The organism is Pseudomonas sp. 10-1B (assembly GCF_000935045.1).
Taxonomy (GTDB): domain Bacteria; phylum Pseudomonadota; class Gammaproteobacteria; order Pseudomonadales; family Pseudomonadaceae; genus Aquipseudomonas.
In genome coordinates this window covers 1-15,847 of record NZ_JYKS01000030.1, presented here as the reverse complement: position 1 = coordinate 15,847, position 15,847 = coordinate 1, and the positions used below count along the sequence as shown (strand labels likewise).

General features: G+C 64.2%; 13 protein-coding genes. 4 read left to right on the top strand and 9 right to left on the bottom strand.

The genetic code is table 11. The features are described from left to right. Positions 1-12: 12 nt before the first annotated feature. From TZ03_RS16945 to TZ03_RS16920, 6 genes are all read right to left on the bottom strand, one after another. Positions 13-1,455: a PLP-dependent aminotransferase family protein gene (locus tag TZ03_RS16945; RefSeq protein ID WP_051099315.1), complete on the bottom strand. Its 1,443-nt coding sequence runs from the start codon at positions 1,453-1,455 to the stop codon at positions 13-15. A 324-nt stretch (positions 1,456-1,779) separates the two neighbouring features. Further along, positions 1,780-2,592, bottom strand: coding sequence for an OmpA family protein (locus tag TZ03_RS16940; protein ID WP_051099313.1), 813 nt, complete (start codon positions 2,590-2,592; stop codon positions 1,780-1,782). After that, complete coding sequence (locus tag TZ03_RS16935; protein ID WP_051099311.1) at positions 2,589-2,942, bottom strand: DUF4398 domain-containing protein; 354 nt, start codon at positions 2,940-2,942, stop codon at positions 2,589-2,591. The genes TZ03_RS16940 and TZ03_RS16935 overlap by 4 nt, the downstream gene beginning before the upstream one ends. A gap of 9 nt (positions 2,943-2,951) precedes the next feature. Further along, the gene (locus TZ03_RS16930; protein WP_051099309.1) at positions 2,952-3,773 is read right to left on the bottom strand and encodes a substrate-binding periplasmic protein; all 822 of its coding nucleotides are present in this window, start codon (positions 3,771-3,773) and stop codon (positions 2,952-2,954) included. 189 nt (positions 3,774-3,962) lie between these two features. Continuing rightward, positions 3,963-4,892, bottom strand: coding sequence for an electron transfer flavoprotein subunit alpha/FixB family protein (locus TZ03_RS16925; protein WP_051099308.1), 930 nt, complete (start codon positions 4,890-4,892; stop codon positions 3,963-3,965). Then, positions 4,893-5,642 (bottom strand): electron transfer flavoprotein subunit beta/FixA family protein, encoded by a 750-nt coding sequence (locus TZ03_RS16920; protein ID WP_051099306.1) that lies wholly within the window; start codon positions 5,640-5,642, stop codon positions 4,893-4,895. A 556-nt stretch (positions 5,643-6,198) separates the two neighbouring features. On the opposite strand from TZ03_RS16920, the gene TZ03_RS16915 reads away from it, so the two are divergent. Next, positions 6,199-7,863 carry an electron transfer flavoprotein-ubiquinone oxidoreductase gene (locus TZ03_RS16915; protein ID WP_051099305.1) on the top strand — a complete coding sequence of 555 codons (1,665 nt, stop codon included), beginning with the start codon at positions 6,199-6,201 and terminating at the stop codon, positions 7,861-7,863. 164 nt (positions 7,864-8,027) lie between these two features. Here TZ03_RS16915 and TZ03_RS16910 read toward each other — a convergent pair whose 3' ends face one another. From TZ03_RS16910 to TZ03_RS16900, 3 genes are all read right to left on the bottom strand, one after another. Then, the gene (locus TZ03_RS16910; protein ID WP_051099303.1) at positions 8,028-9,353 is read right to left on the bottom strand and encodes an MFS transporter; all 1,326 of its coding nucleotides are present in this window, start codon (positions 9,351-9,353) and stop codon (positions 8,028-8,030) included. Positions 9,354-9,710: 357 nt separating this feature from the next. After that, a complete protein-coding gene (locus TZ03_RS16905; RefSeq protein WP_051099301.1) occupies positions 9,711-10,190 on the bottom strand; it encodes a response regulator in 480 nt (159 codons plus the stop codon). A 169-nt stretch (positions 10,191-10,359) separates the two neighbouring features. Further along, the gene (locus TZ03_RS16900; protein ID WP_051099298.1) at positions 10,360-10,836 is read right to left on the bottom strand and encodes a sigma-70 family RNA polymerase sigma factor; all 477 of its coding nucleotides are present in this window, start codon (positions 10,834-10,836) and stop codon (positions 10,360-10,362) included. 225 nt (positions 10,837-11,061) lie between these two features. On the opposite strand from TZ03_RS16900, the gene TZ03_RS16895 reads away from it, so the two are divergent. The 3 genes from TZ03_RS16895 to TZ03_RS16885 are packed head-to-tail and all read left to right on the top strand — an operon-like array spanning position 11,062 to position 15,612. Further along, positions 11,062-12,240, top strand: a complete 1,179-nt coding sequence (locus TZ03_RS16895; protein ID WP_051099296.1) for an efflux RND transporter periplasmic adaptor subunit — start codon at positions 11,062-11,064, stop codon at positions 12,238-12,240. Next, a complete protein-coding gene (locus TZ03_RS16890; protein ID WP_051099293.1) occupies positions 12,241-14,205 on the top strand; it encodes a MacB family efflux pump subunit in 1,965 nt (654 codons plus the stop codon). Between the two features lie 3 nt (positions 14,206-14,208). Further along, positions 14,209-15,612 carry an efflux transporter outer membrane subunit gene (locus TZ03_RS16885; RefSeq protein ID WP_051099291.1) on the top strand — a complete coding sequence of 468 codons (1,404 nt, stop codon included), beginning with the start codon at positions 14,209-14,211 and terminating at the stop codon, positions 15,610-15,612. Positions 15,613-15,847: the final 235 nt, after the last annotated feature.

Sequence of the window (15,847 nt, the reverse complement as noted above, 5' to 3'; positions counted from 1 at the left end):
CCCTGGCAAGCCTTACAAAAGCGTGGGCGCAGACTCCCTGCACAACTGCTGGGCCAGCAAGCCGAGCGTAATCACCGCCCGTTCCGCTTCCTTGTTCCAGGGTATGCCGCAATTAAGACGGATGCAGTGGTTGAACTGTTCGGTATTACTGAAGATCAACCCCGGTGCAATGCTGATGCCCTGCTCCAGCGCCCGCACATGCAGCTCCTGAGTATTGACTCGCCCTGGCAGGCTCACCCACAGGATGAAACCACCCGTCGGCCGGGTCATCTGGGTACCCTCGGGGAAGTGTTGCTGCACTGCCAGCTGATAGGCGCTGAGGTTCTTGCGGTACTCCTGGCGAATGTAGCGCAGGTGCCGGTCGTACCCGCCATTCTCCAGGTAGGCTGCCACGCCCATCTGCGTCACGCTGCAGGCCGAGTGCGTGGTGAACGTCTGCAGGCGCTGGATTTCGCCTTGGTAGCGCCCAGCGATCATCCAGCCAACACGCACACCGGGGGACAGGGTCTTGGAGAAGCTAGAACAGTAGATCACCCGGTCCAGCCGGTCGAACGCCTTCAGCGCCTTGGTCTTCCCCTGCTCGAACATCAGCTCGCCATAGATGTCATCCTCGACGATCTGGATATCGAAGTCCGATGCCAGACGCAGCAAGTGCTTCTGCCGCTCTTCCGGGACGGTGCCGCCCAGCGGATTGCTCAGGCGCGCGGTCAGCACCAGGGCCTTGATCGACCACTGGTTGGCCGCCAGCTGCAAGGCTTCAAGGCTGATGCCGGTGGACGGATCACTGGGGATCTCTATCACCTTCAGGCCCAGCAGGTCTGCCAACTGCAGCAAGCCGTAGTAGGTGGGTGATTCGGCGGCGATCAAGTCACCCGGGCGGGTCAATACACGCAGCGACATCTGCAGCGCATCGACACAGCCATGGGTCACGATCACCTCACGCGGGTCGACCAGCACCCCGGCATCGCGCATACGAATGGCGATTTGCCGGCGCAGCGGCTCGAAACCAGGGCTGAACATGTAGCTGAACGCGCGCGGGCTATGAAAGCGCGTCACCTTGGCAATCTGCTGGTGCAGGGCACGCACTGGCAGGTAATCCACATGCGGCACTGCGGCACCGAACGGAAACACCCCCTCGCGGCGCGCCTCGGTCAGCACCTGCTGGATGATACTGGCGCGGGTGACCAGGCCGGGGCGCTCCACCCGGGCGATGTCTGGAGTCTGCGCGGTCAGGGCTGGGGTCTGGTGCACATAGTAGCCGGACTGCGGCCGCGCACGAATCAGCCCCTGGTCTTCGAGGTTGGCATAGGCCTGCAGCACCGTGGCATGGCTGACATTGAGCTGGGCGCTCATCTTGCGCACGGAAGGTACCCGCTCGCCTGGCTGGTAGACACCGCGACGGATGTCATCGGCCAGTTGCTGGGCGATACGCTGGTACAGCAGCAGGTTGGTCATGGCTGGATCTCGACACGCGGACGGGCTCGTTATTCTTGTGCGACTCACTGACGGTAGAGGATACCGTAACAGTTGCAAAGTGTACTGGGACAGATGGCAGGATAGTCAACAATACAATTGCGTGACAGCTATCGAAACGATTATGCCGACAGATAGCCGGGGCCGCCCTGAAAGCGCCGATGCGCTGCATGGCACCGGCTACGCCGGTGTTCGCGGGCTTGCCCGCTCCCACAGGGATCGCGGCAACTCATGGCCACCGCGACCTACCTGTGGGAGCGGGCGAGCCCGCGAAGGGCCGCAAAGCGGCCCCGAGGTTATCGAGGGTCAGCGTGCCGGCGCGAGCTTGCCCTTGTCATCGGAGAACACGATCTCCACCCGGCGGTTCTGCGCCCTGCCCCGCTCCGAGGCATTGGCCTCGATCGGGTACAGGTCGCCATAGCCCTCGACCTGCAGGCGCTTTTCGTCGATACCCAGGTCCACCAACATGTCGGCCACGGCCTGCGCCCGGTCACGCGACAGCTTCAGGTTGTCCTCCGTAGCACCAGTGCTGTCGGTATAGCCCTCGATACGCACCACCCGGCGCGGGTTGAGCTGAAGGAACTGCACCAGCTTGAGCACGGTACGGCTGGCCGAGTTCTTCAGGTCGGCACGGCCGGTATCGAACAGTACATCGCCCAGGGTCATCACCAGGCCACGGTCGGCCTGCTCCGAGGCCAGCGCAGCGATCTGCGACTCGACCCACTGGCCCTGCTGCTGCACGCTGGCCAGCTTGGCCTCGCGCAAGGCCAGCTGCAGGCGCTGACGCTCGAGGTCGAGCTTGGCCTGGCGCTCCTGGTTCAGCGCCAGCTTGGCATGCTCGCTGGCAATCTCGCTGTAACGCTGGCTGAGGTAGGCGTAATGCCGCACATCGGAACCGCTGCCGATGTAGCTGGACAGGCGCTCGGCGCGGGCCAGCGACTCGCCCGCGCGGATCACGTCACGCGGCGCACTGCGCAGCACATCGGAATCATTCTTGACCTCCTGGAAGGCGGCAGCAGCATCATCCAGCGCGGCAGTGCTGCGCTGGCTGGCGCAACCCTGCAAGCCTGCTGCCAGTGCCAGCACTGCCAGCGCGACCAATGGCGTACGGCGGCTCATGGCTGCACCTCCAGTTGCTGGCGCAGGCGCTTGACCCGCGATTGCAGCAGCTGCAGTTGCTCTTCGCTCTTCTGGTTCAGCACCTGGGCTTCGGCCAGGCGCGCATCCAGCTCGGCCTGCTCGGCGCGCATGCGCGCGTCGCGGTAGTCTTCGCTGAGCATGTTGGTCTTGGCCCGGGCCAGCTTGTCTTCCGCCAGCTTCAGGGTTTCGACCTGCTCGGTGGCACCGACGGCCCTGGCCTGCTCCAGTGCCTGCTCGGAAATGCGCATCTGCTCGTCAGGGGCCGGGTCATTGGCGCAGCCAGCCAGGCCAAGCACGGCCAGGACAAGGATCAGTTGTTGGGTTCTCACGCAATCTTCCTAGTGTTTGGGGGCGTCCGCCGGTACCTGCAACTGTGCTTTCCAGCGCTCGACATTGCGCTGCAGGACGGCCTCGGACGCACCGGAGATCGGCAATTCTGTCAGTTTTTTCGCCAATTGCCCACGCAGCCAGCTGTCATTGCAGGCCGAATTGTGCGACAGGGCCAGGTACAGGCCCGGCCGATCCACCGGCAAGCCGCGGGCGATCAGGTCATTGCTCATGCCCAGGCTCTGGGCCATGGCCATGCCTGAATAGCGACCGGCCAGCACATAGTCCACCTGGCCGAGCACCAGTTTCTGAAACGCCTGAGTCAGGTTTTGCGCCGGCACCAGTTTGAGCTGGGCCTTGGCGAAAGTGCTGAAGGCAGGGGTCAGCCGAGCGCGCTCGGACAAACTGCCCTGGTACTTGGCCAGGTCCGCCGGGCCATCGAAGGTCAGTTGGGCATCATGGCGTGTCCAAACCAGGTACTCGTTGAGCTGCAACGGCGGATGGATATAGTCCAGCGCGGTCAGTTGTTCGACCTGCATGGGGGTATCGAGCAGCAGGTCCATGCGCCCGCTGCGCACCTCCTCCAGCGCCTGGTCACGGCGGCCGGCGCTCAGCACCTCTACCTTCACACCCAGCTCACCGGCTACCTGGCGCAACAGGTCGACGTTGGCACCGATCAGGTGTTTCGGGTCTTTCGGGTCCTGCCATGAATAGGGTGGCGCATCGGGGCTGCCGGTTGCCACCAGGCGTTCGCACTTGCCTGCGGCCATGGCCAGTGGCGACACCAACAGCGCCACACATGCCAGCGCCCTGCCTGCTTTACGCAGCACCATTGCTTACTCCTTGCATTGCTTGGCCCGGCCCTGTCGCCGGCAAGCCAGGTCCCACAGGTACAGCACCGCCCTTGAGAACTGCGCTGTACCTGTGGGAACTGGCTTGCCGGCGACAGGGCCGAAACAGACCACAAAAAAAACCCGGCCCTCATGGCGAGGGCCGGGTTCTTTATAAGTGAAGCAGGCGGATCAGACCAGCTTTTCCAGCTCCGGAACCGCTTCGAACAGGTCAGCGACCAGGCCGTAGTCGGCTACCTGGAAGATCGGCGCTTCTTCGTCCTTGTTGATCGCAACGATCACCTTGGAGTCCTTCATGCCGGCCAGGTGCTGGATTGCGCCGGAGATACCGACGGCGATGTATAGCTGCGGCGCAACGATCTTACCGGTCTGGCCGACCTGCATGTCGTTGGGCACGAAGCCGGCGTCGACCGCGGCGCGCGAGGCACCGACAGCAGCGCCGAGCTTGTCGGCCAGGGCGTACAGGTGCTTGAAGTTGTCACCGTTACCCATGCCGCGGCCGCCGGAAACGACGATCTTGGCAGCGGTCAGCTCTGGGCGGTCGGACTTGGCCAGCTCTTCGCCAACGAAGGCCGAGATGCCGGCGTTGTGCGCAGCGCCTACAGCTTCTACCGCAGCCGAACCACCTTCGGCGGCCACGGCGTCGAAGCCGGTGGTACGCACGGTGATGACCTTGATGGCCGCGCTCGATTGCACGGTGGCAATGGCGTTACCGGCATAGATCGGGCGCTTGAAGGTGTCGGCGGACTCGACCGAGATGATCTCGGAGATCTGGTCCACGTCCAGCAGCGCGGCAACGTGTGGCAGGATGTTCTTGCCGTTGGTGGTGGCCGGGGCCAGCACGTGGCTGTAGCCGCTCGCCAGCTCGACGATCAGCGGCGCAACGTTCTCTGGCAGCACGTGGGCATAGGCAGCGTTATCGGCGACCAGCACCTTGGCCACACCGGCGATCTTGGCAGCGGCTTCGGCAACGCCGCCGACGTTCTGGCCAGCGACCAGCACGTGCACATCACCACCGATCTTGGCGGCAGCAGCGACAGTGTTCAGGGTGGCCGGGGCTACGGCACCGTTCTCGTATTCAGCGACAACCAGGATAGTCATTTAGATTACCTTCGCTTCGTTCTTCAGCTTCTCGACCAGTTCGGCCACCGATTTGACCTTGATGCCAGCGCTGCGGGCAGCCGGGGCTTCAACCTTCAGGGTCTTGTTGGTGGAGGCGAGGGACACGCCCAGCGCATCTGGAGTAACGGTCTCCAGCGGCTTCTTCTTGGCCTTCATGATGTTCGGCAGCGACGCGTAGCGTGGCTCGTTCAGGCGCAGGTCGGTGGTGACGATGGCTGGCAGGTTCAGCGCAACGGTCTGCAGGCCGCCGTCGATTTCACGGGTGACGTTCAGCTTGTCGCCAGCGACTTCGACCTTGGAGGCGAAGGTACCCTGGGCATAGCCAGTCAGCGCCGCCAGCATCTGGCCGGTCTGGTTGTTGTCACTGTCGATGGCCTGCTTGCCGAGGATGACCAGCTGCGGCTGCTCTTTGTCGACAACGGCTTTCAGCGCCTTGGCCACGGCCAGGGAGTTCAGTTCGTCTGCGGCTTCGACCAGGATGGCACGGTCGGCACCCAGGGCCAGGGCAGTACGCAGTTGCTCCTGGGCAGTGGTCGGGCCGACGGAAACCACGACGATCTCGGTCGCAACGCCCTTTTCCTTCAGGCGCACGGCTTCTTCCACAGCGATTTCGCAGAAGGGGTTCATGGACATCTTGACGTTAGCAAGGTCGACGCCGGAGTTGTCCGCTTTGACGCGAACCTTGACGTTGTAGTCGACCACTCGTTTGACAGCTACAAGAACCTTCATGGATTCCTCGTTACTCTCCGGTGAATAGATAGTCGCCTGGGGCAGAGCCCGGCGATGCGCGTGGGTACAAGGGCACCTCTAAAAACGTACGGGGAGGCAGTAACTTCACCGTGACCGAACAGTCTTGTCCGGACTCTTGCGGCAAATACTCACGGGTCATTTCCTGTCGTGGCGTGTAAACTCCACTACAAACTGGCCCAAGGCCGCAAAACCCTGCTCCACACCTGGTCTTTAGAGGTGTACCTGCGCCCGGCTGCAAGCCTACGGCGAACGTAAAACCGCTCGTATCTTGACCGTAACACCCAATCCGGTCAATACGGCAAATCGGTCACCCTCCAGCCGCGTACCTGTGATTTTACTGGCCTGCGGCAAATTCAAACAAACGTTTGTATTGGACCCGCCAAGTGGTGTAGATATAATGCGCGGCCAAGACAAAACGGTGTAGTCCGTCATTTGCCCAGCTACAGTTCCGCCATTGCGCCGAACCGCTGTGAATGCCCCGCGCACCCAATAAGACCAAGCAACAGCATGAGCCTTGATGAGTAGGAGAGAACCAGTGGAACGCGAATACATGGAATTCGACGTGGTCATCGTCGGCGCAGGCCCGGCGGGCCTGTCCGCCGCCTGCCGCCTGAAGCAGAAGGCCGCCGAAGCCGGTAGCGAAATCAGCGTCTGCGTGGTGGAAAAAGGCTCCGAAGTAGGTGCTCACATTCTTTCCGGCGCGGTGTTCGAACCGCGTGCCCTGAACGAGCTGTTCCCCGACTGGAAAGAACTCGGCGCGCCGCTGAACACCGAAGTGAAGCGCGACGACATCTACGTGCTCAAGGATGCCGGCAGCTCGACCAAGGTCCCAGACCTGTTCGTGCCCAAGACCATGCACAACCAGGGCAACTACATCATTTCCCTGGGCAACCTGTGCCGCTGGCTGGCCCAGCAGGCCGAGAACCTGGGCGTGGAAATCTACCCGGGCTTCGCCGCCCAGGAAGCGCTGTTCGACGACAATGGCGTGGTCCGCGGCATCGTCACCGGCGACCTCGGGGTCGACCGCGAAGGCAACCCGAAAGACGGCCTGTATACCCCGGGCATGGAACTGCGCGCCAAGTACACCCTGTTCGCCGAAGGCTGCCGTGGCCACATCGGCAAGCAGCTGATCAAGCGCTTCGACCTCGACAACGAGTCGGACGTCCAGCACTACGGCATCGGCCTGAAGGAAATCTGGGAAATCGACCCGGCCAAACACGAGCAGGGCCTGGTGGTGCACACCGCCGGCTGGCCGCTGGATGTGATGAGCGCCGAGAACACCGGCGGCTCGTTCCTTTATCACCTGGAAAACAACCAGGTGGTGGTCGGCCTGATCGTCGACCTGTCCTACGCCAACCCGTACCTGTCGCCATTCGACGAGTTCCAGCGCCTCAAGCATCATCCAGTGATGAGCCAGTACCTAGAAGGCGGCAAGCGCATCAGCTACGGCGCCCGCGCCATCTGCAAGGGCGGCCTGAACTCGCTGCCGAAGATGGTCTTCAACGGTGGCGCGCTGATCGGTTGCGACCTCGGCACCCTGAACTTCTCCAAGATCAAGGGCAGCCACACCGCCATGAAGTCGGGCATGCTCGCCGCCGAAGCGGTGGTCGAAGCGCTGGCCGCCGGCCGCGAGGGCGGCGACCTGCTCGACGGCTACGTTAGCGCGTTCAAGGCCAGCTGGCTGTACGAAGAACTGTTCGCCAGCCGCAACTTCGGCCCGGCGCTGCACAAGTTCGGCCCGCTGCTCGGTGGTGCATTCAACTACGTCGACCAGAACTGGTTCGGCGGCAAGCTGCCGTTCACCTTGCACGACACCAAGCCGGATTACGCCTGCCTGAAGCTGGCGGCCGATTCGAAAAAGATCGACTACCCGAAACCGGACGGCAAGCTCAGCTTCGACAAGCTCAGCTCGGTATTCCTCTCCAGCACCAACCACGAAGAGGAACAACCCTGCCACCTGAAGCTGACCGACCCGAGCATCCCGATCGCCAGCAACCTGCCGCTGTACGACGAGCCGGCCCAGCGCTACTGCCCGGCGGGCGTGTACGAAGTGGTCACTCAGGAAGATGGCAGCAAGCGCTTCCAGATCAACGCGCAGAACTGCGTGCACTGCAAGACCTGCGACATCAAGGACCCGGCCCAGAACATCACCTGGGTCACCCCTGAAGGCGCTGGCGGGCCTAACTACCCGAACATGTAAGGCCCTGCCCTTGTGGCAACAAAAAGCCCCCGGTTCTCAACAACCGGGGGCTTTTTGTTGCCTGCCAGTGTCAGGCCGTACGCACTTCCTCAAAAAGCTCTGGTAGGTTATTCCAATAACCCCCGCCCGGAAGTCTGCCTCAATGCCCCGCAGCCGTTACCGGCTCATTTGTCACCGCACATGATCGGCATCGGCTCCGCCGCGAACGCCAATGGCTCACGACGCCCGAAATACGCGGCCGTCAGCAGCCCCACCGCGCCCATGACCAGACAAAACCCGACACACACCCACGGGCTCCACGGCATCAGCGCAATCAGCGCCAGCGGTGTGGTGCTGGCCCACAGCGCATAGGCCACGTTGTAGGTGAAGGAAATGCCCGACACGCGGATTTCGGCCGGGAACAGCCCGACCATCACCGACGGCACCACCCCCACCACGCCGCAAGACAGCCCCGCCAGCGCATAGGCCAGCCAGGTCATGCCCCACTGCCCCACCAGGCTGGCGTACAACGCGCCAATGCCGAGCGGCAGCAGCAGGCTGTACAGCATCAGCGCGCGCCAGGCCCCCACGCGGTCGACCAGCAGCCCGGCCAGCACGCAGCCGATATTGAGGAAGACAATGCCCACACTGCTCAGGGCGAAAGTGTGCCCGGCGCTCATGCCGAAGCGCTGTTGCATCACCGTCGGGGTGATCACCACCAGCACCACCACCGCGGAGGTCAGCACACAGGTCAGCAGCGCCGCCGGGATCAGCGCCCCCCGATGCTCGCCCAGCACCCGCCGCAACGGGAACGTCACCGGCTGCTCCTGGCGCGCGCGCAGGGCGAGGAACACGGGCGTTTCGCTGAGCCAACGGCGCAGCCACACGCCGATCACACCGAATACCCCACCGAGCAGGAACGGGTAGCGCCAGGCGTAGTCGAGGATTTCCTGCGCAGTGAACACTTGTGCCAGCAAGGTCGCGGTCAATGCCCCCAGCAGGTAGCCGAAGGTCAAGCCCGCCTGCAGGAAGCCCAAGGCATAGCCGCGCCGCCCGGCTGGCGCGTGCTCGGCGACGAAGGTCCAGGCACTCGGCACCTCGCCGCCCACCGCAGCGCCCTGCAGGATGCGCAGGGCCAGCAGGATCAGCGGCGCGGCATAGCCGATGTCGGCGTAGGTCGGCATCACGCCGATCAGCAGGCACGGCAGGGCCATCATCAGGATGCTCAGGCTGAATACCCGCTTGCGCCCCAGGTGGTCGGCGAAGTGCGCCATCAGGATGCCGCCCAGCGGCCGCGCCAGGTAGCCAGTGACGAAGATCCCGAAGCTTTGCAGCAGGCGCAGCCATTCAGGCATCTCGGGCGGGAAGAACAGCTGGCTGAGGGTCAGCGCAAAGAACACGAAAATGATGAAATCGTAGATTTCCAGCGCGCCACCCAGCGCCGCCAGGCCCAGGGTCCGATGGTCGCCGCGGCTGAACCGGGGCGGGCGAGCGGTATCGATGGCAGTCATGGCAGAGTCCGCAAATCGGCAAAGGGCAAGAGGATAGCAAATACCTACCCCCTTGCCCCTAATGCCAATCAGTCGGCATTACTGGGGCTGCTGTGCAGCCCATCGCTGGCAAGCCAGCTCCCACAGGAGCAGTGCAAATATCAGGATTTGCGCGATCTCTGGGAGAGCAACTGTCTTGTGTTGCCTGGACTGGCCTCATCGCCGGCAAGCCAGCTCCCACAGGTACTGCACAGGGCTTGAGGCCCATGCGATCGAGGTGGGAGCTGGCTTGTCGTGGCGACGAACCGCGGCGATGGGCCGCAAGGCGGCCCCAGATTGCTTGACTGACCGGCATTACCGTTTCCCTGCCGCTAGGCCCTAGCGGTTGAACACCGTGTGCGCGAAGTTGGCCCGCGGCCTGGGCCGCGCCGTAGCGACCGGCAGACTGCCGGGCAGCGGCAGTTTGCCAACCAGCAGCGGCGCGTCGATGATCGCCATGAACGACTCCAGCGCCTCGTTATCGGGTACCTGTGGCAGGCTCAGGCTGACGGCCTGGCGCTCGGTCTGCGGCACCGCAGGCACTTTCAACTGGGTGGAATGATAAAGCAGGGCATGCTGGATCTGCGTGCTGACGCGGCAGAAGCGCTCCAGGTCTACCCCGGCATGGCTGGCCAATTCGATATTGCCCAGCAGCAGGTGAAAAGGCTGCAAGGCACACTGCACCAGGCGCTGCAGTTCCTCGAAACTATCCACGGGCGCTATCCGGTAGTAGCCCAGGCCATTGAGCAGCCGCTCCAGTTGCAAGCGCTGGCATGGGTGTGCGTCGGCGATCAGGATGCGCAGGGTCTTGTTTGCCATGGTCGGACCTGGGCAGTTGGGTAATGGGTACGCTCCATGACCATACTGCACCAGTAACGGCTACTGCCAAGGCTACGCCTGGCAGGGGTCTTCTTTAGATAGAAGTCGGGAAAACCGCATAAATCAAGTGATTGACTGACGGAATTTTCATTTGCCTTTAACTCGGCAATCAGGATTCCCACTCGCGCATGCGCACCCGGCAATGCTTCATGGCATTGACGATGTGCTTTTCCACCAGGCTGCGGGAGATGCTCAGGTGCTCGGCAATCTGCTGGTGCGACAGGCCGTCGAGCTTGCGCAGCAGGAAGCACTCGCGGCAGACCTTGCTCAGCTCATCCAGCGCACGCTGCATCAGCGCCAGGCGCTGGTCCAGCTGCATGTCGTGGGCCGGCGGCGGGGTATGCCAGCGCTCGTCGCTGTCCAGCACCTCCAGCGGCTCGGCCTGGCGCACCCGGTGGCGGCGGTGGCGGTCGACCACCAGATTGAGCGCGGTGCGATAGAGGAAGGCACGCGGGTGCTCAATGCGCTCGGCGTCGGTGCGCTCCAGCACCCGCAGATAAGCATCGTGCGCCACGTCTTCAGCGGCCTGACGATTGCCCAGGCGCGCGGAAAGGAAACCCACCAGTTCGCGATAGTAATGTTCCACGACGTTACCTGAGACCGCCCTGCCAGTTTTTGTCGGAACCCCTCCAGACACCAACGCGGGACTGAGTGATATCAAGTTGCGATCTTACAAATTATAATTATTCTCAGCAACATACGATCCTGCTCCAAGACAAACGCTAAATCCGCCCGGCTGACCTTCGTCTATCTGGGACCTCAGTGCGCGCCGCAATCTGCGCGTGGCCATCACTCCTGGCTGGAAGCCTGCATGACACGTTCAACCAACACACGCCGTCACGTCCTGCTCATAGGCCTGGGCCTGCTGGGCCTGGGCAGCTTGGCGGCCTGGAAAGCCCTGCCCTTCGGGGCTCAGCCAGTCAGCACGGTCGCGGTCACCCGTGCCGATATCGAAAGCAGCGTCACAGCACTGGGTACCCTGCAACCAAGGCGCTATGTGGATGTTGGCGCCCAGGCGTCCGGGCAGATCCACAAGCTGCACGTCGAGGTCGGCGACACAGTGCGCAAAGGCCAGTTGCTGGTCGAAATCGACCCTTCGACCCAGCAGGCCCGGCTGGATGCCGGGCGCTACTCGATCGACAATCTCAAGGCTCAGCTGGCAGAGCAACGCGCGCAGTACCAACTGGCCCAGCAACAGCTCAAGCGCCAGCGCGACCTGGCCGCCGCCGGCGCCACCCGTGACGAGGACGTGCAAACGGCTGACGCCCAGTTGAAGGTCACCCTGGCACGTATCGAAATGTTCCAGGCGCAGATCCGCCAGGCCCAGGCCAACCTGCGCAGCGATGAGGCCGAGCTGGGCTACACCCGCATCTACGCGCCGATGGACGGCACGGTGGTGGCGGTCGATGCCCGCGAAGGGCAAACCCTCAATGCCCAGCAGCAAACTCCCTTGATCCTGCGCATCGCCAAGCTCTCGCCAATGACCGTGTGGGCGCAGGTGTCCGAAGCCGATATCGGCAAGGTCAAGCCCGGCATGACCGCCTACTTCACCACCCTGGCCGGCGGCAAACGCCGCTGGACCAGTACCGTACGGCAGATCCTGCCGATCCCACCCAAGCCGCTGGACCAGGCCAGCCAGGGCGGTGGCAGCCCCGCCAGTGCCACCGCCGGCACCACCGGCGCCCAAGTGGTGCAATACACCGTGCTGCTCGATGTGGAAAACCCGGATGGCGCCCTGATGGCCGAGATGACCACCCAGGTGTTCTTTGTCGCCGGCCAGGCCAGCCAAGTGCTCACGGCGCCGCTGGCAGCCCTGGATGATGCCGGTGACGAAGGCCTGCGCCTGGCCCAGGTGTTCACCCGCGACGGCAAGATCGAACAGCGCAAGGTGCGCACCGGCCTGAGCGACCGCCTGCGGGTGCAGATACTCGATGGCCTCGCCGAAGGCGAGCAACTGGTCATCGGCGCCCCAGCCGCCAGCGGAGGTTGAATGACAGCGCCCCTGATTGAACTCACTGACATCCGCAAGCACTACGGCGGCATCGACTCGCCGAAGGTGGAAGTGCTACGCGGCATCAGCCTGAGCATCCACCCCGGCGAGTTCGTCGCCATCGTCGGTGCCTCCGGCTCGGGCAAGTCGACCCTGATGAACATCCTTGGTTGCCTCGATCGCCCCACCAGCGGTAGCTTTCGTTTCGCTGGCAAGGACGTTGCCGAACTGGACAGCGACGAGCTGGCCTGGCTGCGGCGCGAGGCCTTTGGCTTCGTATTCCAGGGCTACCACCTGATCCCCTCTGGCTCGGCCCAGGAAAACGTCGAGATGCCTGCAATCTATGCCGGCACCCCGGTCGCCGAGCGCCATGCCCGCGCCGCGGCCCTGCTCGAACGCCTCGGCCTGGCCAGCCGCACGGGCAACCGGCCGCACCAGTTGTCTGGTGGCCAGCAGCAGCGGGTGTCGATCGCCCGGGCCCTGATGAACGGCGGCCACATCATCCTCGCCGACGAACCCACCGGCGCCCTGGACAGCCACAGCGGCGCCGAAGTCATGGCCCTGCTCGACGAGCTGGCCAGCCAGGGCCATGTGATCATCCTCATCACCCACGACCGTGAAGTAGCGGCCCGGGCGCGACGGGTGATCGAGATCCGCGACGGACTGATGATCAGCGACTCGGCGGCCGACCAGCCCCCCGACAAAGCGCACCCAGGCCTGCAGGCCGACGACCTGCGCCAGCGACTGGACCGCGGCGCCACCTTGCGCGGGGCCTGGAAGGGCGAATTGCTCGAGGCCCTGCAAGCGGCCTGGCGGGTCATGTGGATCAACCGCTTCCGCACCGCCCTGACCCTGCTCGGCATCGTCATCGGCGTGGCCTCGGTGGTAGTGATGCTGGCTGTCGGCGAAGGCAGCAAGCGCCAGGTCATGGCGCAGATGGCGGCGTTCGGCTCGAACATCCTCTACCTCAGTGGCCGCTACGCCACGCTGCGCGAACCGGCCGGCATCGTCACGCTGGACGATGTCGCCGCCATCGCCCAGTTACCCCAGGTCCAGCGCATCATGCCGGTGATCGGCGACCAACTGACCGTGCGTCACGGCAACAACAACCAGCAGTTCTATGTCGGCGGTAATAACACCCAGTTCTCCGAGATCCTCAACTGGCCAGTCGTCGAAGGCAGCTTCTTCACCGAAGCTGACGAACAGGCTGCCGCCGCCGTCGCGGTGATCGGCCAGAAGGTCCGGGACAAGCTCATGGAGCCTGGCAGCGATCCGCTGGGCCAGTACCTGCTGATCGGCAACGTGCCCTTCCAAGTGGTCGGCCTGCTCGCCGGCAAGGGGGCCAGCTCCGGCGACCAGGACAGCGACGAACGCATCGTGGTGCCCTACTCCGCCGCGTCCGTGCGCCTGTTCGGCAAGCAAGACCCGGAATACGTGATCATCGCCGCTGCCGATTCGAGCCGGGTGAGCGAAACCGAGCGGGCAATCGCCCACCTGATGCGCCAGCGCCACCAAGGCAAGCAGGACTTCGAACTGACCAACGACGCCGCACTGATCCAGGCCGAAGCGCGCACCCAGAACAGCCTGTCGCTGATGCTCGGTGCCATCGCCGCGATTTCCCTGCTGGTCGGCGGTATCGGCGTGATGAACATCATGCTCATGACCGTGCGCGAACGTACCCGCGAGATTGGCATCCGCATGGCCACCGGCGCCCGTCAGCGCGATATCCTGCGTCAGTTCCTCAGCGAGGCGGTGATGCTGTCGATGGTCGGCGGGGTGACGGGTATCGTGCTGGCACTGTGCATCGGTGGCGGCCTGATGCTCGCCGGCATCGCCGTGGCATTCGCCCTACCCGCCATTCTCGGCGCCTTCACCTGCGCCGTCATCACCGGCGTGGTGTTCGGCTTCATGCCGGCCCGCAAGGCTGCGCGCCTCGATCCGGTCAAAGCCCTTACCAGCGTATAGCCCATGACATTGCCAAGCCGCATCAGCCTGTTGACCCTCAGCCTGGCCCTGGCCGCCTGCAGCACACCGCCCGCCCCCGAGGCCGGCATTGCCGCGCCGCCAACCTGGCAATCCCGTGCCGACGCCTCCAGCCAGGCCCTGCCGGATGCCCATTGGTGGCAAGCCTTCGCCAGCCGCGAGCTGGACCGCCTGATCGAACGCGCCCGGCACAACAGCCACGACCTGGCCGCCGCCGCGGCACGGGTGCGCCAGGCCCAAGCCCAAGCCGTGATCGCCGGCGCTCCGCTGCTGCCGGAACTGACGTTCGGCCTGGACGGCAGCCGCCAGCGCCTGTTGCGCGGCGACGGCAACGACCAACTCGACGCCAGCAGCAGCGAGCGCACCAGCACCTCATTCGGCACACGCTTGAGCGCCAGCTACGAGGTCGATTTCTGGGGCGGCATCCGCGCCGCCCGCGACAGCGCCCTGCATGGCCTGGACGCCAGCCGCTTCGATCGCCAGACGGTGGAGCTGACCCTGACCAGCGCCGTCGCCGATAGCTACCTGCAGGGCCTGGCCCTGGAGGAACAGCTGCGTATCGCTCGGCTCAACCTCAAAAACGCCCGGGACGTGCTGGGCCTGGTCGAGGCACGCCAGCGCTCTGGCTCGGCCACGCGACTGGAGCTGGCGCAGCAACGCAGCCTGGTGGCGGCACAAGAGCGCCAGGTGCCCCTGCTGGAGCAGCAATGGCAGGACAACCGGGTAACCCTCGCCACCTTGCTCGGTGATCCAGTGCAGGCATTGCCGGACACCAACGAATCGATCGGCGCGCTGCGCTGGCCGGCGATCGGCAGCGGCGTACCCAGCGATCTGCTCGGCCGGCGCCCCGACATTGCCGCCGCCGAGGCCCGCCTGGCCGCCGCCAGCGCCAACGTACAAGTGGCCAGGGCCGCCATGCTGCCCAAGCTGACCCTGGGAGCGGACCTGGGCAGCGGTGCACGGACCTTCGGCGATATCCTCGACAGCCCCTTCTATACCCTCACTGCCGGCATTGCCGCACCCATCTTCAACAACGGCCGCCTTCGCGCCGAACGCGAACTGGCCAGTGCCGAACAGGAAGAGCTACTGCACGACTATCGCGCCGCAATCCTGGCAGGCTTCGCCGACGTGGAAAAAGCGCTCAATGCGATCCATGGCGTAGACCGCCAGCAGCAGTGGCAGGACCAGGAGGTACAGGAAGCCCGCACCGCCTTCGACCTTGCGCAGCAGCGCTACAGCGCCGGCGCCGAGACGTTGCTGACCGTGCTGGAAACCCAGCGCACGCTGTATGTCGCCCAGGACCAACAGGCGCAACTGCACCTGGCTCGGCTGCAGGGCAGCGTAGCGTTGTACAAGGCATTGGGAGGTGGCTGGCAGGTCGAGCGCTGATGCCTGTCAGATAGCGTCAATGGGGGCCGCTTTGCGGCCCATCGCAGGCAAGGAACCTTGTAGGAGCGGGCTTGCCCGCGAACACCGGCAAAGCCGGTGCCATACTCCGCGCTGCCTGCTTCGCGGGCAAGCCCGCTCCCACAGAGTTTCAGTAAAATCAATAAGTTAGAGTTTGTTCTATGAGAGTCCACCCGCCGCCTTGGCGCCGCGCTGTCGCGCAGCAAACTGAGGGCGC